This is a genomic window from Azospirillum palustre (assembly GCF_002573965.1).
In the GTDB taxonomy this organism is placed as follows: domain Bacteria; phylum Pseudomonadota; class Alphaproteobacteria; order Azospirillales; family Azospirillaceae; genus Azospirillum; species Azospirillum palustre.
In genome coordinates this window covers 2,734,447-2,752,140 of record NZ_PDKW01000043.1, presented here as the reverse complement: position 1 = coordinate 2,752,140, position 17,694 = coordinate 2,734,447, and the positions used below count along the sequence as shown (strand labels likewise).

The following is a 17,694-nucleotide window of genomic DNA, read 5'->3' as shown; positions in this document are numbered from 1 at the left end:
GCGATCTCCTGAAACGTCGATACTGATACAGTTTCTCTGCTCAAAAGATGCACAGACGATCCTCGATTGTGCCGATCCCCTTAGGAACCCAACACCCCAAGGCCGCAACGGCTACCAACTGCCGCCGCCTGCGCATCCCTTCTCACAACACGGTATTAACTTGTCAATGAACCCGCAACGCTGAGACGCGTCGCACCGGTCGCTCTTCCGCATCCTCTTCTTGAGAGGATCGGATCGGAGTGACCGGAGAATTTCGGTCGAAGCCGGAAGATTAAACAGCTAAGCTGCTGTTTTCTTTATCCGTTTCTGCCGCCGCCGCCGCGCCTCAATCAGCGCCCCGCCGTCGGTGGAGCGGTTTATAGGCGCCCTCCCTCAAACCACGCAAGCGCTTTTTTGCTTTTCGATGAAAATTTCCTGACGGTTCGTTTTTCACCGGAGCCTGCACTGGATTCAGTGTAAGGGAACGACCCACCAACCGCGGCGTGGCCGGCTCAGTCCGTGCACGCCAATCGATAGTATAACCCATTGGGACCATGGTGTTCCCGTTGGGCTCACCCCCTGCGGTCTTGTGTCGGTTGACAGGGTCGGATCGGTCCAGCATCGTCCGATCTATAGGCTTAACACCTTCGGTGATGGCCATCGCCGACGGCCTGCTGGGCGGCCCCAGGGGTTACAGGAGGAGGACGACGGTGCGTTCGAGGCTCTCCCGCCTTCCCACGCTCGCCTTGCTTGCCATCATCACGGCCGGTGCGCTGACGCCTGCGACTGTCGTCGCGCGCAACGCCGATGCGCCGAATGGCCGGGCTCCCCATGCCTATAAGCCGGCGGTGAAGCCAAACACCGGTGCGGAGAGCGCCACGGAGTCCAAGGACGATGCAGCGGATGACGGTCCGGCCACCGGACCGGTCGACCGGCGCACCCTGTCCATCGGCCGCGGCGACACGCTGATGGACCTGCTGGCAACCGCCAACGTCCCGACCAACGATGCGCACGATGCCATCGCCGCTTTGCGCGAGGTCTATAATCCGCGCCGCCTGCAGGTCGGCCAACACGTGACAGTCCTGTTCGAACCGCGCCGCGGCGGTGCCCGCAAGTTCGTCGGGTTCGAGTTCGCCCCCGATCCGCTGCGCTCGGTATCGATTGCGCGCAAGGGCGATGCCGGCTTCACCTCCAGCCAGACCGAAAAGCCGGTGACCCGCAAACCAGTGGCGGCGCAGGGTGTCATCCGCTCCAGCCTGTTCGAGGCGGGCGCGCAGGCCGGGGTTCCGATCTCGGTCATGATGGCCTTCATCCAGAACTTCTCCTACGACGTGGATTTCCAGCGCGACCTGCAGCCGGGCGACCGTTTCGAGATCCTGTATGAGAAGCTGGTCACCGCCGAGGGCACCCAGGCCGGCGAGGGTGAACTGCTGTACGCTTCGCTGACGCTGAGCGGCGACGACATGCCGATCTACCGCTTCAAGACCCGCGACGGACGTGTCGACTATTACAATGGCGACGGCGAGAGCATCCGCCGCGCCCTGCTGCGCACGCCCATCGACGGCGCCCGCATCACGTCGGGCTTCGGCATGCGGCACCACCCGATCCTGGGCTTCAGCAAGATGCACAAGGGGGTGGATTTCGGAGCGCCGAACGGGACGCCGATCTATGCCGCCGGCCGCGGCACCATCGAGATCGCGGAACGCAGCAGTTCCTACGGCAACTATGTCCGTATCCGCCACAACACCGAGATCTCCACCGCTTACGCCCATATGAGCCGCTTCGCCAAATCGATCAGCCGCGGCGCGCGGGTCGATCAGGGCGACATCATCGGCTATGTCGGCACCACCGGCCGCTCCACCGGACCGCACCTGCATTACGAGGTGCTGAAGGCCGGGCATCAGGTGAACCCGCGCTCCGTCGATCTGCCGACCGGTGAGAAGCTGGACGGGCGGGAACTTCAGGCCTTCCAGCAGGCCCGGCGGTCGATCGAGAAAATGTTCGAAGACAGCCGCAGCGGCATGCAGCTTGCCCGGACCCCGGCCCCGGCATCGGCCGAGGAGAAGGGCTGCAACAAGGCCAGCAGCTGCTGACCTGCCGATGAACCGCGCACCGGCGGCGAGGATCGCCGGTGCGCCTATTCCTTGTTCATCATGTTGCGGATGGCGCCGACGAACTGGCGGGCGGTGTCCTCGTTCTCCAGCATCTTTTGCAACCTGTCGCGAATGATCATCGCCTTCGGCCGCTGCTGCATGGCGCGTTCGATGGCGACATCGGCTTCGCCGGGCTTCAGGGGTTCAAGGTCTGACATGGCGGATATCCCATGCGGAAGAAATGGCCCGTGCAGAAGAGCTGTCGTGTCGGCACGCAGGTAAGGATAGCTGGAACCTCTGCGGTCATCATCAGGCAAAGCGCATCAGCGATAAACCATATCAGCGATACTGGCCGACGGTCTCCACGGCCTCGCCGCCGGTGCCGAGCTTGAACTCGGTGACGCCGGGGGCGATGTCCGGGTTGATACCGCCGAGGTCGAGAGCGCGGACGCCGCGCCGCTTCAACTCCTGCATCGCCCTCCACAGCACCAGCCGCGTTGCGCCGTTCTTGCGCCCCGCCTCGCTGGCCCAGCTGATCTGACTGGTGGCGCAGACGCCATGGCGGAAGAACAGCCAGCAGGCGGCCGGCGTGCTGCCGTCCAGCGCCGTGATCATCAACGCCCCGTCGTTGCGGCCGCCGCCTTTGACCATGGCGTTGCGCAGACGGACCGCCAGCGGCCCGGTCATGGCGCGGAATCCCTTCTCGCGCGCCTGGTCATGCTCCCGCTTCATCAGCCAGGGCAGATTGTCGGCCTTCCAGTCGACGTCGAGGACGAGGCCGGCCTTTTCGGCCCCGCGCAGACGCTTGCGCCAGTCGCGGGCAAGACCGGCGTGCATCGCCTCCTCGTTCCGGGTCAGATCGAGCCAGACGGTCCGATAGCCGGGGCCGATTTTGCGGAAGCCACAGCGGGCGAGCAGCGCCTCGTTCTCCGGTCCGGCCGGGAGTTCGGGCAGCAGGTTGGCTCGGCTGAGAGGATGGCCAGGACAGGCGCGGCGCAACAGGCGGAACACCGTCTCCAGCGTGCCGGCATCGGGGATCGTGCCGTCCAGCCACAGCGGTCCGCGGTAGCATTGCCGGTCGTGGAACAGCTTCAGCATGCGGCGGTCGAGCGTCTGGACGAGGCCGATCGGCTCGCCATCGCGACGGATCACGCCCAGGCGCGGCACATGACCATAGCTGCGGCCCATGGCGCGGCCATAGGCGAAGCTCTGCAGCAGGGTGGAGCGGGGAACGCGGGCGAACAGCGCATCCCAATCGCCGACGGTGCCCTCGTTCCAGGCGATGTCGATGTCCGGCATCGGCGTCTTCCGAAGGATCAGGCCGGCGGCAGGGCGGAGGTCGCCTCTTCCACCTGGGCGAAGGTCGGGCGGTATTCCGGTTCCAGTACGTTGCGGGCGTATTCCACCGAAATGGCGGGCGCATAGCCGGACAAATGCGCGATCAGGCCGGTCTTCATCGCCTGATAGTACTTGCCCTCGGCGTGATAGACGTTCTTGAGGCCGCTGGCGATGGGCGCGAGGAAGCCGTAGGCGACCAGAATGCCGGTGAAGGTGCCGACCAGCGCGCCGCCGATCAGCTTGCCCAGCACTTCCGGCGGCTCGGTGATCGAGCCCATGGTGTGAATCACGCCCAGCACCGCCGCCACGATGCCAAGCGCCGGCACGGCGTCGGCCACCGCCTGGATGGCATCGGCGATGCGCTGGTGTTCGTGGTGCATCGTCTCGATGTCCTCGTCCATCAGGTCGACCAGCTCATGCGGATTGTCCGCGCCGAGCGACATCAGGCGGAGATAGGTACAGAGGAAGGCGATGGCATGATGGTCGCCGTAGAATTTCGGGAACTGCTGGAAGAGCGGCGAGTCCTCCGGCTTTTCGATGTGCTGTTCAAGCGCCAGCAGGCCCTTGGTCTTCGCGATCTTGAAGACCTGGTACATCATGGTGAGGACCTCCAGGAAGTCCTCCTTCTTGTATTTCGGGCCTTTGAACAGGTGGCCCAGTTCTTTGCCCGTGTGGGTGACCACCGATTTTGGATTGGCGATGAAGAAGGCGCCGGCGCCGGAACCCAGGATGATCATGAACTCGAACGGCATCCACAGCACACCCATGTGGCCACCGCCCAGGATGTAGCCACCGAACACACTGAAGATCACGATGCCGAAGCCGATCATCACGAACATTCGGTCTTTCCCCTCCCCATACCGACCACGGGCCGCAAGATGCTCCCGGCGGACAGATGGCCGGACATCGGTTGAGTTTCCGTGAATCACCCGAACGGCCTACCGCCTTCGCGACAGGCCGCGCGATCCTAACCGGTGCAGGAGTGCCCTGTCACGAAAGGACTGAGGAGTAAGGGTTTTCAACGGGTACAGGGAGGAGGGACGGTGAACGGGTCGCTGAGCCCCTTACCCAGGAGGGCAAATGCACAGTCGGGGGGCGACGGAAAAGCACAGGATGGTCACAGCCCCAGTCGGGCGGACCGACAGCGCAACGCCCCAGCGACCGGATGGACCGGTCAGCCGGGGCGCTCGAAAAGCACAGTACGTTATCGAAGCGGAATGTTCATCTGAACGCTGACGCCCGGCTGCGGAGGCGGCGGGGCATAAATGACCGGGGGCGGCGCGTAGGACGGCGCATAGATGACGCGCGGCGGCGGGGCAGGCACCATGACCACCGGCGGCGGCGCGCCATAGATGACGACCGGACGGTCATCATGGTGATGCTTCTTGTGGTGGCCCCAGCCATGGCCGCGGCCATGCTCGCCCGGGTCGGCAAGCGACGGCGCGGACAGCGCGGCACCGAGCAGCAACATCGTTCCGGCGACACCGGCGGCCTTCGCCGCGGCACGGGCAGCCCGGCGCATCGCCGTTCGCGGCATCTGGAGATCCTGCATGGCGGCTCCGGCGTTCATCGACCTGTTCTCCTGGAATGGGCTTGCATCGGCAACGGGAAGCGCGGACACCGGGCGGACGGCCACATACCCATTTCGATGGGATAAACGCTTATGCTCAGGCTGAAGCTCGACCGGGTGGGACATTTTTGAGCGCTGTGCGATGGACGGGATTGGGTGAAGAGACGGCGGCGGGAGGTTGCCGTGCATCCTTCCTCATGAAGCTGTTGATCGACGGCCGCCGCCGCTACCCGTCCGAAGGGGTTAGACCGGATGATGCGCGCAGTCGGATGGCGCCGTCATGATCCGATGGGCACCGGGGCTCGTATCAGGCATCGTATGAGTAAGGATGACCTCATCCCAACCGCCACCCCACCCACCGAGCCGCGCCGATGACCGTCCGAACCAGACTTCGCACCGTCGCCATGGCGGCAGTCCTTTCCATGATGGGAGGCGCCAGCGCCATGGCCGCAAGCAGCGCTTACGATTTCACCTTCCAGAGCATCGACGGCAAGCCGCTGCCGCTGTCGCAGTTCGAGGGCAAGGCGATCCTGGTGGTCAACACCGCCTCGCAATGCGGCTTCACCCCGCAATACAAGGGGCTGGAGGCGCTGTGGCAGCGTTACCGCGACCGCGGTCTGGTGGTGGTCGGCGTGCCGTCCGATGACTTCGGCGGACAGGAACCGGGGAACGCCAACCAGATCAAGGATTTCTGCGAGGTCAACTACAGCATCGACTTTCCGATGGCGGACAAGACGGTGGTGTCGGGCGACAGCGCCCACCCCTTCTACCGCTGGGCGGCGGACGAGCTGGGCTTCCTCGCCAAGCCGCGCTGGAATTTCCACAAATATCTGGTAGGGCCGGACGGCAAGCTGGTGTCCTGGTTCTCCACCATGACCGACCCCGAGTCGGACAAGGTGCGCGCGGCAATCGAGACGCTGCTGCCGGAGAAGGCGCCGAAGTCGTAGCGGCGCCTTAGATCGGATCGCGTAAAATCGGAATCGATTTGAAGCGTGAATCCGATCGTCAGATATAAAGCTATTGCCCCTGCCCTACTCCACCGCCTGCCGCAGCGCCGCGGCGCCCGCCCAAGGGGCGAGCGGCAGGGCGGCGGCAAGGATGCCGGCAAGCAGCAGCAAGTGCGGACGCGGGGTCAGCCCGTTGATCGCCGCGTCGATGGCGCCGGCACCGAAGATCAGCACGGGAATGTAGAGCGGCAGGATCAGCAGCGACAGCAGAACGCCGCCACGCCGCGCGCCCAAAGTCAGCGCCGCCCCGATGGCACCGATCAGGCTGAGGATCGGCGTGCCCAGCGTCAGGGTCAGCACCAGCACGCCGAACCCCTGCGCATCCATGTTCAGCAGGACGGCCAGCAGCGGGGCGGCGACGATCAGCGGCACGCCGGTGACCAGCCAATGGGCCAGCGTCTTCGCCAGCACCGCGGCCTCCAGCGGCAGGGGAGACAGCGACAGAAGCTCCAGCGAGCCGTCCTCGTAATCGGTCTGGAACAGACGCTCCAGCGACAGCAGCGAGGCGAGCAGCGCCGCCACCCAGATCACGCCGGCGGCGATGCGGGCCAGGATGTTCGGCTCCGGACCGACACCGAAGGGGAACAGCACCACGCACAGCACGAAGAACATGACGGCGATGGTGGCGTCCGAGCCCTGGCGCAACGCCAGCCGCAGGTCACGCGCGACAAGGCGCAGGAAACGGCTCATGGCCCGGCCCCTTCTTCCTCATACCCGTCGCCCACATCCTCATCGCCGGCCTCTTCGTCGGCGTAGGGGGCGAACTCGTCCAGATGCAGGTCCTCGCCGCCGGGGGTGGCGATGTCGGTGTGGGTGGACAGCACCACCATGCCGCCCTGAGCCCGATGTTCGGCGATCAGCCCCTCGAACAGGGCGATGGCGGCGCGGTCGAGCGCCACGGTCGGTTCGTCCAGCAGCCACAAGGTCGCCGGTGCGGCCAGAAGCCGCGCCAGGTTCAGCCGGCGCTTCTGACCGGCCGACAGGTAACGGCCCGGCACCCCGGCGATATGCGACACCCCAAGCCGGTCGAGTGCGGCCCTCGCATTGGCAGCGGGATCGGCGGCCCCGGCCAGCGCCGCCCAGAAGGCAAGGTTCTCCGCCGCCGTCAGCACCGGCTTCACCGCGTCGAGATGGCCGACATACTGCACCTTCGCCCGGTGGGCATCCGGGTCGTCGGCGACCGACACCCCGTCCCAGCCCAGCGTGCCGCGCAGCGGCTTCAGCAGCCCGGCCATCACCCGCAGCAGGCTGGACTTGCCGCTGCCGTTGGGACCGAGCAGAACCAGCGCGCCGCCGGGGGCGATGCTGAACTCCAACCCGGTGAAAACCAGACGGTCGCCACGCAGGCAGGTCAGCTCTGATCCGGCGAAGACGGGCATGGTGACGGGTCGCGCTTCCGGTTGAGGGAGGCGCTGCTATAGCACAAGGCGGCGGGAAAGCCGGAGCGAGAATGCGGGTCGCCATGGCAGATCAACGGATGCAGCGGTTCAACGGATGCGGGACAAAAGAAAAGGCCACCGCGAGGGGGTTCTCGCGATGGCCTTGCGTCCGGCCGGGTCCGGCCGGTCGATACCTTGTGGAACGGCTTCGTTCGTCGCAGCGATGGCGCTAGGGGGAACGCCGATGCGCGCGACCTCTGGGGCCGGTTGCTTGGATTATCGTGTAAGGGAAGAAAGTGGCAAAATTTGGATGGAGTTCGAGGAATTGGATGCTACCCGATGACGCACCACGGTCTCCGCAGCGCTGCGCTCCCATGCGTGCGCCGCAGCGCCGGGTGCCGGTATTGTCACGGCTAAAGGCCGGACGCTTGTTCTGAATCAACGCCTTGACCGCTGTCCTGACGCATCGTGGCGCTGTCATGCCCCCGCTCGAACGGGGATCGCCGCACCCCTTCGGGTATCTCCGCGATTGCGGCGGCGTCTGCCCAAATGTGTTCAGGAAGCGAGTTGTCCCATGTCCGCCTTCGCAGACATCCTCCAGGCCATGCCGCCGATCGCGCGGGTGGTGTTCATGCTCGGTCTCGTCTCGGCGGCGGGCGTGGCGCTCGGCCATATCAAGATACGCGGTGTCGGGCTCGGCATCGGCGGCGTGCTGTTCTCCGGCATCGCCGGCGGCCACATCGCCAAGGAGGCGGGCATTGCCTTCAATCCGGAGATGATGGACTTCATCCGCGACTTCGGCCTGATCCTGTTCGTCTACACCATCGGCATCCAGGTCGGTCCCGGCTTCTTCGCCGCACTCCGGCGGACCGGGCTGGCGCTGAACGGGCTGGCCCTGCTGATGGTGGGATCGAGCATCCTGCTGACCGCGGTGCTGGTGTCGTCGGGGGCGCTGTCGCTGGGCTCCTCTCTGGGCGTGTTCGCCGGTGCGGTGACCAACGCCCCGGCGCTCGCCGCCACCCAGCAGGTGCTGACGGAGGTGGGCGCCGACGCGGCAGTGATGGCACTGCCCGGCCTTGCGTTCGCCGTCACCTACCCGTTCGGCATCGCCGGCAACCTGCTGTCGATGGCCGCCGTCCGCATCCTGTTCCGCATCGACCCGGAGGCGGAGGCCACCCGCTTCGAGGACTGCCGCCGGGCCGAGGTATCGACGCTGGAAACCATGGATCTGGCGGTCCGCAATCCGGAGCTCGCCGGCCGGCCGCTCGGCTCCATCGACCTGCTGTGCGGTCAAGGGGTGGTCGCGTCGCGCCTGCTGTGCGACGGCAAGCTCTGCGTCCCGCATGACGAGACCTGCCTGAAGCTGGGCGACGTGCTGCATGTGGTCGGGCCACGGCCGAAGCTCGAGCAGGTGCGCGCCCTGCTGGGGCAGGAGTTCGACCGGCCGCTGACCACCAAGGGCACCGACCTGAAATGGGAGCGCATCGTCGTCACCAACAACGCGGTTCTGGGCAAGTCGATCGCCACGCTGAACCTCCAGGATGCCCATGACGTGGTGGTCAGCCGGGTCAACCGGTCGGGTGTGGAGCTGGTGCCGACCCCGGCGCTGAAGCTTCAGTTCGGCGACATCCTGACGGTGATCGGCCGGCCGGACAGTCTCGCCGCCGTCGGGCAGATCTTCGGCAACTCCACCCGCAAGCTGCAGCAGGTGGAGATGATCCCGATGTTCCTGGGCATCGCGCTGGGCGCAGCGCTGGGCGCCATCCCGATCTTCCTGCCGGGGATGCCGGCACCTCTGCGTCTTGGCCTTGCAGGCGGGCCGCTGATCGTCGCCTTGATCCTGGGCCGCATCGGCCATGTCGGGCCGCTGGTCTGGTTCATGCCGCCGGCCGCCAACTTGGCACTGCGCGAGATCGGGATCATCCTGTTCCTGGCCGTGCTGGGCATCGCGTCCGGCGACCGCTTCGTCGCCACGCTGGCCAGCGGCGCCGGATGGCCCTGGATGATGTGGGGCGTGCTGGTGACGCTGGTGCCGCTGCTGCTGACCGGGCTGGTCGCGCGCGGGCTGATGAAGCTGAACTTCCTGACCATCTGCGGCGTCCTGGCCGGCGCCCAGACCAACCCGCCGGGGCTGGCCTATGCCAACGCACTGGTCGCATCGGAGGCTCCGGCGCTGGCCTATGCCACCGTCTACCCGCTGGCGATGTGCCTGCGTATCTTGGGGCCGCAAATTCTGGTACTATTGTTGTGGTAACGCACCATTTTCCGACACAAGCGGCACAACGCGCGCGGCGTGTGAAATCCGCGTTGCGGAACCCCTGCGCCCCGGTCTAGCCTGTGCCGTAATGGTCAGACCATGGCCAGCCTCCACAACCCAGCCGGTTCTCCCGCATGCATCGCCATCCGCCCGTCAGCGATTCCGCTCCCGCCGCCGTCGCCGTGGAGGATTTGCACAAGCGGTTCGGCGAGCTGGAGGTGCTGAAGGGTGTGTCGCTGACCGCGCGCGAAGGCGACGTGATCACGCTGATCGGCTCGTCCGGCTCGGGCAAGAGCACGCTGCTGCGCTGCATCAACATGCTGGAGATCCCGGACGACGGCCGCGTGGTGATCGGCGGCGAGTCCATCGCGCTGAAGAAGACGCGCGGCGGCGCCAGCGTCCCCGCCGACTCCCGGCAGGTGGAGCGCATCCGCACCCGGCTCGGCATGGTGTTCCAGAGCTTCAATCTCTGGACCCACATGACCATCCTGCAGAACGTGATCGAGGCGCCGGTCCATGTGCTGGGCGTGCCGAAGGCGGAGGCCGTCGACCGCGCCCGCATGCTGCTGGACAAGGTCGGCATCCTGTCGAAGGCCGACAGCTATCCGGTCCAGCTTTCGGGCGGGCAGCAGCAGCGCGCGGCCATCGCGCGCGCGCTCGCCATGCAGCCGAAGGTGATGCTGTTCGACGAGCCGACCTCGGCGCTCGACCCCGAACTGGTCGGCGAGGTCCTGCGCGTCATCCGCCAGTTGGCGGACGAAGGCAACACGATGATCCTGGTGACGCACGAGATGGGCTTCGCCCGCGAAGTGGCGTCCAAGGTGGTCTTCCTGCACCAGGGGCGGATCGAGGAGGAGGGGTCACCCGACAAGGTGCTGACCAACCCCGACTCGGACCGGGTGCGGCAGTTCCTCTCGCGCCATCTGTCCGGCGCGGCGTGAGGGGACGAGGCAGAGGGCAGGACCGGACCGTCAGAAACAGCCCGGCTCCCAACAGGGGCCAAAGAACGGGCGAACCGAACAGAGGAGTGTGTTCCTTGAAGAAGATCGTTTCGGCCCTGGCGCTCGGCGCCATGATGGCCGTCGCCGCTGCCGGCGCCGCCGGTGCGAAGGAATGGAAGACGGTCCGCATCGCCAGCGAGGGCGCCTATCCTCCGTGGAACGCCACCGACACCTCGGGCAAGCTGACCGGCTTCGAGGTCGACCTCGGCAACGACCTGTGCAAGCGCATGAAGGTCACCTGCGAGTTCGTCGCCCAGGATTGGGACGGCATCATCCCGGCCCTGCAGCAGGGCAAGTACGATGCCATCATGTCGGCGATGACCATCACCGACGAGCGGAAGAAGGTCATCGACTTCTCGGTCCCCTACGGCACCGAGCCGTCGGTCTTCGCCGTCGTGATCGGTTCGCCGCTGGCCAAGGCGCTGAACCTCGGCGCCGACCGCGTCGACCTGAACGACCAGGGCAAGGCCAAGCCGGTCCTCGACAAGCTGGCCGAGGCGCTGAAGGGCAAGTCGGTCGGCGTCCAGGTGTCGACCATCCAGGCCGACTTCATGGACAAGCATCTGCCGAAGGTGACCATGCGCACCTACGACAAGATCGACAATGCCGGCATCGACCTGGGCTCCGGCCGCGTCGACGCCATGCTGGGCGACCGCTCGGTCGTCGAGGCGGTGGTGAAGGCCACGCCGGACAAGATGGTCATCGTCGGCCCGAACTTCATCGGCGGCGTGATCGGCGAAGGCATGGGCGTCGGCCTGCGCAAGGACACCGCCGACCTGAAGGCGATGTTCGACAAGGCCATCGGCGAAGCGCTGAAGGACGGCACCGTCAAGAAGCTGAGCACCCAGCATTTCGGCTACGACATCTCGCCCACCAAGTAAGGGGGCGAAGCAAGGCGGACCCCAGGTCCGCCTGTCTGATCGGTACGGCGCCCGGCGGCCTTCACGGCGACCGGGCGCCAGTCGTTCAGTAACCTCCGTTCGCTGACCCCCGTCCGGCCGGCGCTCCGCGCCGCGCCCGGCGGGCCTTACCGGGCGTGCCAATGCTGGAACTCCTTTCCTTCGGTCCCAACGGCTGGGGCGGACAGCTGCTGATGGGCACCGCGATGACGGTCGCGGTCGCCGTGTCGGCCTTCGCCTTCGGCATCCTCGTCGGGTCGCTCGGCGCCTCGGCCAAGCTCAGCCACTCCCTGGCGCTGAACGTCGTGGCCGATGTCTACACCACCATCGTCCGCGGCATCCCCGAGCTGCTGGTGATCTACCTGCTGTTCTTCGGCGGCAGCGGGGTCGCCACCTCCATCGCCGCCGCCTTCGGCTATGACGGTCGGGTCGACCTGAACGCCTTCACCATCGGCGTGCTGGCGGTCGGGCTGATCTCCGGCGCCTATTCGACCGAGGTGATCCGCGGTGCGGTGCAGTCGGTCCCCTTCGGCCAGATCGAGGCGGCGCGCGCCTGCGGGATGAGCCGCTGGCTGATCCTGCGCCGGGTGCTGGTGCCGCAGACGCTGCGCTTCGCCCTGCCCGGCCTCGGCAATGTCTGGCAGCTGACGCTGAAGGACACGGCGCTGGTGTCGGTGACGGCGCTGGCCGAGCTGATGCGCATCACCCATCTGGCGGCTGGCGCCACGCGCCAGCCCTTCCTGTTCTACAGCACCGCCGCCGTGCTGTACCTGATGCTGACCACCATTTCGACGGCGCTGTTCAACCGTGCCGAAATCTCCGCCAATCGCGGCGTCCGGAGGGCCTGAGGCCATGAACTGGCAATTGATGTGGGACAGCCTGCCCCGCATGCTCGGCGGGCTGACGCTGACTCTGCAGCTGATCGTCGGATCGCTGGCGCTGGGGGCGCTGGTCGCCTTCGGCGTGGCATTGCTGCGTCTGTCGGGCAACCGCGTGGTGGAGACGCTGGCGGCGGCCTATGTCTTCGTCTTCCGCGGCACGCCGCTGCTGGTGCAGATCTTCCTGGTCTATTACGGGCTCGGCCAGTTCGAGTTCATCCGCGACAGCATTCTCTGGCCCTTCCTGCGCGAACCCTACTGGTGCGCCATCCTGGCGCTGACACTGAACACCGGCGCCTACACCAGCGAGGTCCTGCGCGGCGCCATCCTGTCGGTGCCGCAGGGACAGGTGGAGGCGGCGCGGGCCTGCGGCATGTCGCGGGCGCTCGCCTTCCGCCGCATCGTGCTGCCGGTGGCGATCCGCCAGATGCTGCCGGCCTACGGCAACGAAGTGATCCTGATGGTGAAGGCGACCTCGCTCGCCAGCACCATCACGCTGATGGAGGTCACCGGCATCGCCCGCCGGATGATCGCCCAGACCTTCGCGGTCTTCGAGCTGTTCATCGTCGCCGGCGTGATCTATCTGGTGCTGAACTTCATCGCCACCCGCCTGATCAAGTTCGCCGAATGGCGCCTGACTCCCTACCTGCGGGCACGGGCGTAAGTAAGGATAGCGTCGAACAGGCTCTCTCCCACTCGGAGGTTTTCCCCTCTCTCCCTTGGAAAGCAAGGTCAGGGTGAGAGAGACGCACAGCGACGATCCCCGAGTATCCTTACCTGAGAAACGAAAACGCCGCGGTCCGTCCCGATGACGGCCGCGGCGTTTTCATTTCCAACCTCTCTTCCCGGAGGAGAGAGCGTGTGTCCTTACTGCCCGAGCATCTCGAAGGACGGCGGGGCCGGGTCGACCACGCGCGATCCGGTCGGGGTGATCTCCATCACCGCCAGCCCGCGTTCGACCAAGCCGTCGGCGCGCAGGCGGAACAGGCCGTCCAGCCCCTCGAAGCCGTTCGGGTTTGTCATCGCCATGCGGTCGAAGGGCACCGGACCGCCGGTGCGGGTCAGCACCGCGGCGATGGAGGTGGCGTCATAGGCCAGCGTGGCGATGCGGGGCGGCTTGCGGCCATAAACCTGCTCGAACTGCGACTCGAAGCGGGCGCGGGTCTGCGGCGCCGGTGCGGCATAGAGCGCGCCGACCAGCGCCGTCTCCTGCCCCAGCGCGCCTTGCGAGGTGTCATCCCACAGGCCGGTTCCCAGCAGCTTGACCTGCTGCGGCTGCACGCCGTTGGCGGCCAGCGCCTGGGCGATGCCCTGGGCGCGCTGCCCGCCTTCGGCCAGCATCACCGCCTGCGGCTGCGGGGTTTCCTGGGCCACCTGCTTGGCCGGGATCGACAGGTCGGTGACCGCCGGATCGTAGCGCTCGACCTGCGTGGTCATGGTGCCGAGCTTCGGTGCGATCTGCTGCATGGCGTTCACCACAGCATCGCCATAGGGCGAGCGCGGCGCCAGCACGGTGAAGCGCGTCGCCCCGCGCGAGCGGGCATAGCCTGCCACGCGGTTGACCTGATCGGCCGGAACGAAGCCAAGCACATAGGTGCCGTTGCCGGCCTGGGTGGCGTCGTTGGTGAAGGCCAGCACGTCGACGCCCGCATTCTGGGCAATCGGCCGCACCGCAGCGACGTCGGCGGCGAACAGCGGGCCGATGATCAGGCGGGCGCCCTCGGCCAGCGCCTGGCGCGCGGCGTCGGCCGCCCCGCCCGGCGTGCCCTTGGTGTCGCGCGGCAGAAGCTGCAGCTGGTCGCCGGCCATGTCGAACAGCGCCATCTGGGCGGAGTCCAGCATGGCCTGGCCGATGGCGGCGCTCTGCCCGCTGAGCGGCACCAGGACGGCCACCTTGATCGGGCCCTGCGCTTCCGGCAGGGGAGCCACCGGAGCCGGGACCGGTTGCGGCGCTTGTGCCACCCGCGGCGGCGCGCTTACAGTCGAACAGGCCGACAACAGGCCGGCGACCAGCAAGGCTGCCACGCCGTGACGTTTCAGACCCTGTGAGAAAGCTGTTGCCAAGCGTGCCACCAATCGTCTCCACATCTGCTGAAACGGCCGCCGATACCGAAGGCGAAACCCAAGGCATGGACCCCAACGGCCCGGACCCCAACGGCCCAGACCAAAGTGGCGCTCAAGGTAGCCCCCTCGCCGCGCCAAGTAAACTCGCGGGCGGACTGTATGTCGTCGCTACCCCCATCGGAAACGCCGCGGACATCACGCTGCGCGCGCTCGACACGCTGAAGCGGGCCGACGCCATCGCCTGCGAGGACACGCGCGTCACCGCCAAGCTGATGGGCATCCACGGCATCCACACACCCTTCGTCTCCTACCATGAGCACAACGCCGCAAAGATGCGTCCGATCCTGATCGGGCGCATGAAAAAGGGCGAGGCCATCGCGCTGGTCACCGACGCCGGCACGCCGTTGGTCTCCGACCCCGGCTACAAGCTGGTGCGGGAGTGCGTGGCGGAGGGGGTGGCGGTGACCACCCTGCCCGGCGCCTCGGCCCCGCTGGTGGCGCTGGTGCTGTCCGGCCTGCCGACCGACCGCTTCCTGTTCGCCGGCTTCCTGCCCAACAAGAGCAGCGCGCGGCGCGCCACCGCCGGCGAGCTGAAGGGCGTGCCTGCCACCCTGGTCTTCTTCGAATCGCCGCAGCGCCTGCCGGAGTCGCTGGCCGATCTCGCCGACATCCTGGGTCCGCGCGAGGCTGCCGTCGCTCGCGAGCTGACCAAGCTGTACGAGGAGGTGCGGCGCGGCACACTGCCCGAGCTGGCCGCCCATTATGCCGAGGCCGGCCCGCCGCGCGGCGAGGTCGTGCTGGTGATCGGCCCGCCGGGAGAGGAGGCGACGCCGGGCGAAGCCGATGTCGACGCCCTGCTGCGCGAGGCGCTGACCCGCCTGTCGGTGCGCGATGCCGCCGCCGATGTCGCCGCCCGCACCGGCCAGCACAAGCGCACCGTCTATGCCCGCGCGCTGGAACTGCAGCGGGAGGAAAGGGCGAAATGACCGACCTGGATGCACGTCGCCTGCGGGCCGAAAGCCTGGGCCGCCGGGCGGAGGCGCTGTGCCGCCTGTCGCTGCGGCTGCGCGGCTACCGCATCCTGGCCAGCCGCCTGCGCACGCCGATGGGCGAAATCGACATCGTCGCCAGACGCGGCCAAACCATCGCCATCGTCGAGGTGAAGGCGCGCGGCGACTGGGACACCGCCAACGAGGCGCTGAACGCCCGCCAGCGCGGCCGGCTCGCCCGCGCCGCCCATGCCTTCCTCGGCGCCAACCCGCGCTATGCCGGCTATGTCTTGCGCTTCGACGTGATGCTGGTTACCCCTTGGGCTTGGCCCCGTCATCTGGTCGATGCCTGGAGACTGTGAGGGGATGAATTTGAGAGGGCGACAGTCTTGAGCAACCGCGCGGAAGCCCGCGAAATCCTGCGCCGCATCGGCGACCAGCCGGACGACGAGATCGATCTGGCCGAAGCCGCCCTGGCTCTGGGCGCGCTGGAGCTGCCGAGCGCCGACCTCGCCCCCTACCGCGCCCATATCCGTGCCATCGTCGAGGATCTGGCCGCCCGCGTCGCGGCGCAGGATCAGGCCGCGGGCGACAGCCTGGAAGCACGCATCGCACACCTGCACGCCGTGATCGGCGAGCGCCATGGCTATTCCGGCGACCACGACACCTACGACGACCTGCAGAACGCCAACCTGCTGCGGGTGGTCGATCGCCGCCGCGGCCTGCCGGTGTCGCTCGGCATCCTCTATATGCATGCCGCCCGCTCGCAGGGCTGGCCGATGGTGGGCCTCAATTTCCCTGGCCATTTCCTGGTCCGCATCGAAAAGGCCGGCGCCCGCGCCATTATCGACCCCTTCAACGAGGGGCAGACCCGCAGCGTCGTCGATCTGCGCGATCTGCTGAAAGCCACGGCCGGCAGCGCCGCCGAGCTGGAACCCGGCCATTACCAGCCGGTGTCGAACCGCGACGTGCTGCTGCGCCTGCAGAACAACATCAAGCTGCGCCACCTGTCGGCGCACGATGTCCCGAAGGCGCTGGAGGTGCTGGAGGCGATGCGCCTGTTCGCCCCGCACGAGCCGGCGCTGTGGCGAGAGACCGGCCTTCTGGAAGCCCATGCCGGCAATCTGAAGGACGCCATCACCGCGTTGGAGACCTTCATGGCGCTGACCGGCGACGACCATCACCGGCACCAGACCGCCTCGTTGATCCAGCAATTGAAGAACCGCCTGAACTGACCCCGTTCCAGAGGGACCCGTCATGAGCCTCGCCGTCGCCTTCCAGATGGACCCCATCGAGTCGATCAACATCGACACCGACTCCAGCTTCATGATGGCGCTGGAGGCGCAGAAGCGCGGCCATCGCCTGTACCACTACCACCCGCGCGACCTGATCCTGACCGGCAACCGCCTGACCGCCCGTGTGCGCGAGATGACGGTGGTGCGCCAGCGCGGCGCCCACTACACGCTGGGCGAGCCGGTTATGACCGACCTGTCGACGATGGACGTCATCCTGCTGCGGCAGGACCCGCCCTTCGACATGGCCTACATCACCTCCACCCACCTGCTGGAGCATGTGCAGCCCAAGGTTCTAGTGGTCAACGACCCGGCCGAGGTGCGCAACGCGCCGGAAAAGCTGTTCATCACCAAGTTCCCCGACCTGATGCCGCCGACGCTGATCACCAGCGACAAGCAGGCCATCCTGGACTTCCGGGCCGAGCACAAGGACATCATCGTCAAGCCACTGTTCGGCAACGGCGGCGCCGGCGTCTTCCACTTGAAGCCCGACGACGAGAATCTCGGTTCCTTGCTGGAGATGTTCACCCAGCTCTACCGCGAGCCCGTGATCGTGCAAAAATACCTGCCGGAAATCCGCCAGGGCGACAAGCGCATCATCCTGGTCGACGGCGAGCCGGTGGGCGCGGTCAGCCGCATGCCGCTGGAAGGCGAGGCCCGTGCCAACTTCCACGCCGGCGGCAGCGCCAGGAAAACCGAGCTGACCGCGCGCGAGCGCGAGATGTGCGCCGCCATCGGCCCGGTGCTGCGGGAGAAGGGTCTTGTCTTCGTCGGCATCGACGTGATCGGCGACTACATGACCGAGATCAACGTCACCTCCCCCACCGGCATCCAGGAGATCAACCACCTGAACGGCGTTCAGCTGGAAGCCCTGCTATGGGATGCCATCGAGCGCCGCCGCGCGGCGAAATAAGAACTGCGGCGCGTGCGGAAGTAAGGATAGGGCGC

At 67.0% G+C, this 17,694-nt stretch carries 19 protein-coding genes; 12 read left to right on the top strand and 7 right to left on the bottom strand.

Features of this window, described 5'->3' with window-relative positions; translation table 11 throughout:
* Together CRT60_RS36710 and CRT60_RS35330 are read left to right on the top strand one after the other, a co-directional pair.
* The coding region (locus CRT60_RS36710; RefSeq protein ID WP_204562122.1) for a hypothetical protein at positions 1-184 on the top strand (184 nt) is incomplete at its 5' end.
* Between the two features lie 505 nt (positions 185-689).
* Complete coding sequence (locus CRT60_RS35330) at positions 690-2,072, top strand: M23 family metallopeptidase (RefSeq protein ID WP_098740976.1); 1,383 nt, start codon at positions 690-692, stop codon at positions 2,070-2,072.
* A 44-nt stretch (positions 2,073-2,116) separates the two neighbouring features.
* Here CRT60_RS35330 and CRT60_RS36370 read toward each other — a convergent pair whose 3' ends face one another.
* The 4 genes from CRT60_RS36370 to CRT60_RS35315 form a co-directional block, all read right to left on the bottom strand.
* Positions 2,117-2,290, bottom strand: coding sequence for a hypothetical protein (locus tag CRT60_RS36370; protein ID WP_158285610.1), 174 nt, complete (start codon positions 2,288-2,290; stop codon positions 2,117-2,119).
* A gap of 121 nt (positions 2,291-2,411) precedes the next feature.
* On the bottom strand, positions 2,412-3,371 hold the full coding sequence (locus tag CRT60_RS35325) for a lipid II:glycine glycyltransferase FemX (protein WP_098740975.1): 960 nt from the start codon (positions 3,369-3,371) through the stop codon (positions 2,412-2,414).
* A 17-nt stretch (positions 3,372-3,388) separates the two neighbouring features.
* Positions 3,389-4,249 (bottom strand): flagellar motor stator protein MotA, encoded by an 861-nt coding sequence (motA, locus tag CRT60_RS35320; RefSeq protein ID WP_098740974.1) that lies wholly within the window; start codon positions 4,247-4,249, stop codon positions 3,389-3,391.
* Between the two features lie 365 nt (positions 4,250-4,614).
* On the bottom strand, positions 4,615-4,980 hold the full coding sequence (locus CRT60_RS35315) for a hypothetical protein (protein WP_244592923.1): 366 nt from the start codon (positions 4,978-4,980) through the stop codon (positions 4,615-4,617).
* Between the two features lie 371 nt (positions 4,981-5,351).
* Between CRT60_RS35315 and CRT60_RS35310 the strand changes: the two genes are divergently transcribed.
* On the top strand, positions 5,352-5,927 hold the full coding sequence (locus CRT60_RS35310; protein WP_098740973.1) for a glutathione peroxidase: 576 nt from the start codon (positions 5,352-5,354) through the stop codon (positions 5,925-5,927).
* An 84-nt stretch (positions 5,928-6,011) separates the two neighbouring features.
* Here CRT60_RS35310 and ccmB read toward each other — a convergent pair whose 3' ends face one another.
* Together ccmB and ccmA are read right to left on the bottom strand one after the other, a co-directional pair.
* Entirely contained in the window at positions 6,012-6,677 is a 666-nt protein-coding gene (gene ccmB, locus CRT60_RS35305) for a heme exporter protein CcmB (protein WP_098740972.1), read from the bottom strand.
* Positions 6,674-7,366: a heme ABC exporter ATP-binding protein CcmA gene (gene ccmA / locus CRT60_RS35300; RefSeq protein WP_098740971.1), complete on the bottom strand. Its 693-nt coding sequence runs from the start codon at positions 7,364-7,366 to the stop codon at positions 6,674-6,676. Before ccmA ends, ccmB begins: the two co-directional genes overlap by 4 nt.
* Positions 7,367-7,940: 574 nt before the next feature.
* On the opposite strand from ccmA, the gene CRT60_RS35295 reads away from it, so the two are divergent.
* The 5 genes from CRT60_RS35295 to CRT60_RS35275 all read left to right on the top strand — a co-directional run bounded on the left by CRT60_RS35295 (position 7,941) and on the right by CRT60_RS35275 (position 13,065).
* Positions 7,941-9,620, top strand: a complete 1,680-nt coding sequence (locus tag CRT60_RS35295) for a putative transporter (RefSeq protein ID WP_244592922.1) — start codon at positions 7,941-7,943, stop codon at positions 9,618-9,620.
* A 137-nt stretch (positions 9,621-9,757) separates the two neighbouring features.
* The gene (locus CRT60_RS35290) at positions 9,758-10,564 is read left to right on the top strand and encodes an ABC transporter ATP-binding protein (RefSeq protein ID WP_098740970.1); all 807 of its coding nucleotides are present in this window, start codon (positions 9,758-9,760) and stop codon (positions 10,562-10,564) included.
* Positions 10,565-10,650: 86 nt separating this feature from the next.
* Complete coding sequence (locus CRT60_RS35285) at positions 10,651-11,505, top strand: lysine/arginine/ornithine ABC transporter substrate-binding protein (protein ID WP_244592921.1); 855 nt, start codon at positions 10,651-10,653, stop codon at positions 11,503-11,505.
* Between the two features lie 161 nt (positions 11,506-11,666).
* Positions 11,667-12,371, top strand: a complete 705-nt coding sequence (locus CRT60_RS35280; RefSeq protein ID WP_098740968.1) for an ABC transporter permease — start codon at positions 11,667-11,669, stop codon at positions 12,369-12,371.
* Positions 12,372-12,375: 4 nt separating this feature from the next.
* A complete protein-coding gene (locus tag CRT60_RS35275; protein ID WP_098740967.1) occupies positions 12,376-13,065 on the top strand; it encodes an ABC transporter permease in 690 nt (229 codons plus the stop codon).
* Between the two features lie 203 nt (positions 13,066-13,268).
* On the opposite strand, the gene CRT60_RS35270 is transcribed toward CRT60_RS35275, so the two are convergent.
* Positions 13,269-14,426 carry a penicillin-binding protein activator gene (locus CRT60_RS35270; RefSeq protein WP_244592920.1) on the bottom strand — a complete coding sequence of 386 codons (1,158 nt, stop codon included), beginning with the start codon at positions 14,424-14,426 and terminating at the stop codon, positions 13,269-13,271.
* A gap of 104 nt (positions 14,427-14,530) precedes the next feature.
* Here CRT60_RS35270 and rsmI point away from each other — a divergent pair, with 104 nt between their 5' ends.
* The 4 genes from rsmI to gshB are packed head-to-tail and all read left to right on the top strand — an operon-like array spanning position 14,531 to position 17,659.
* Entirely contained in the window at positions 14,531-15,451 is a 921-nt protein-coding gene (gene rsmI, locus CRT60_RS35265) for a 16S rRNA (cytidine(1402)-2'-O)-methyltransferase (RefSeq protein ID WP_244592919.1), read from the top strand.
* A complete protein-coding gene (locus CRT60_RS35260; RefSeq protein ID WP_098740964.1) occupies positions 15,448-15,816 on the top strand; it encodes a YraN family protein in 369 nt (122 codons plus the stop codon). The genes rsmI and CRT60_RS35260 overlap by 4 nt, the downstream gene beginning before the upstream one ends.
* 27 nt (positions 15,817-15,843) lie before the next feature.
* A complete protein-coding gene (locus CRT60_RS35255) occupies positions 15,844-16,689 on the top strand; it encodes a SirB1 family protein (protein ID WP_098740963.1) in 846 nt (281 codons plus the stop codon).
* A gap of 22 nt (positions 16,690-16,711) precedes the next feature.
* Entirely contained in the window at positions 16,712-17,659 is a 948-nt protein-coding gene (gene gshB, locus CRT60_RS35250) for a glutathione synthase (RefSeq protein ID WP_098740962.1), read from the top strand.
* Positions 17,660-17,694 lie beyond the last annotated feature (35 nt).

Excerpts from the sequence above, each read along its gene's own strand:
- CRT60_RS36370 (WP_158285610.1), bottom strand. The coding sequence starts at position 2,290 with ATGTCAGACCTTGAACCCCTGAAGCCCGGCGAAGCCGATGTCGCCATC.
- CRT60_RS35325 (WP_098740975.1), bottom strand. The coding sequence starts at position 3,371 with ATGCCGGACATCGACATCGCCTGGAACGAGGGCACCGTCGGCGATTGG.
- motA (WP_098740974.1), bottom strand. The coding sequence starts at position 4,249 with ATGTTCGTGATGATCGGCTTCGGCATCGTGATCTTCAGTGTGTTCGGT.
- CRT60_RS35315 (WP_244592923.1), bottom strand. The coding sequence starts at position 4,980 with ATGAACGCCGGAGCCGCCATGCAGGATCTCCAGATGCCGCGAACGGCG.
- CRT60_RS35310 (WP_098740973.1), top strand. The coding sequence starts at position 5,352 with ATGACCGTCCGAACCAGACTTCGCACCGTCGCCATGGCGGCAGTCCTT.
- ccmB (WP_098740972.1), bottom strand. The coding sequence starts at position 6,677 with ATGAGCCGTTTCCTGCGCCTTGTCGCGCGTGACCTGCGGCTGGCGTTG.
- ccmA (WP_098740971.1), bottom strand. The coding sequence starts at position 7,366 with ATGCCCGTCTTCGCCGGATCAGAGCTGACCTGCCTGCGTGGCGACCGT.
- CRT60_RS35295 (WP_244592922.1), top strand. The coding sequence starts at position 7,941 with ATGTCCGCCTTCGCAGACATCCTCCAGGCCATGCCGCCGATCGCGCGG.
- CRT60_RS35290 (WP_098740970.1), top strand. The coding sequence starts at position 9,758 with ATGCATCGCCATCCGCCCGTCAGCGATTCCGCTCCCGCCGCCGTCGCC.
- CRT60_RS35280 (WP_098740968.1), top strand. The coding sequence starts at position 11,667 with ATGCTGGAACTCCTTTCCTTCGGTCCCAACGGCTGGGGCGGACAGCTG.
- CRT60_RS35275 (WP_098740967.1), top strand. The coding sequence starts at position 12,376 with ATGAACTGGCAATTGATGTGGGACAGCCTGCCCCGCATGCTCGGCGGG.
- rsmI (WP_244592919.1), top strand. The coding sequence starts at position 14,531 with ATGGACCCCAACGGCCCGGACCCCAACGGCCCAGACCAAAGTGGCGCT.
- CRT60_RS35260 (WP_098740964.1), top strand. The coding sequence starts at position 15,448 with ATGACCGACCTGGATGCACGTCGCCTGCGGGCCGAAAGCCTGGGCCGC.
- gshB (WP_098740962.1), top strand. The coding sequence starts at position 16,712 with ATGAGCCTCGCCGTCGCCTTCCAGATGGACCCCATCGAGTCGATCAAC.